The 352-nt window shown below is 39.5% G+C and carries 1 protein-coding gene; it reads left to right on the top strand.

The genetic code is table 11. The features are described from left to right. Window positions 1-352, top strand: a 352-nt coding sequence (locus EHO58_RS19610) for a hypothetical protein (protein WP_244241242.1), incomplete at both ends; no start/stop codon positions are given.

The raw sequence follows: 352 nt of genomic DNA, 5'->3' as shown, positions 1-352 counted from the left end.
GGTCACAATGCAGATCGAAGTTTTGAAAACGGACACCGGCTCCACCGACCAAATCACAAGTGAGATCAAATACGCGGATACTGAAGAAACCAAAAACGATGGTTCTGAAAAAATCCACCAAAACGAAGTGAATCTAAGAACAGTTCAGTTTGAAGATACATTTTCCTCTACCAATAGTTTGAATCTAGGCAATAGCTCTGGAGTGAATTATGGGGTTCCTGCAGGTAGTGCTGGACTTAATTATGGAACGAATTCCTCCAATAGTTGGGGGTTTAATAATTCCACATCTAAGACTGTTACTAAATGGGCGGACAAACCTTTTAAGAATAATATAGATAAAGATGCTCGATCA

The organism is Leptospira selangorensis, assembly GCF_004769405.1.
GTDB classification, from domain to species: Bacteria; Spirochaetota; Leptospiria; order Leptospirales; family Leptospiraceae; genus Leptospira_B; species Leptospira_B selangorensis.
This window is presented reverse-complemented; position numbering and strand designations above follow the sequence as displayed.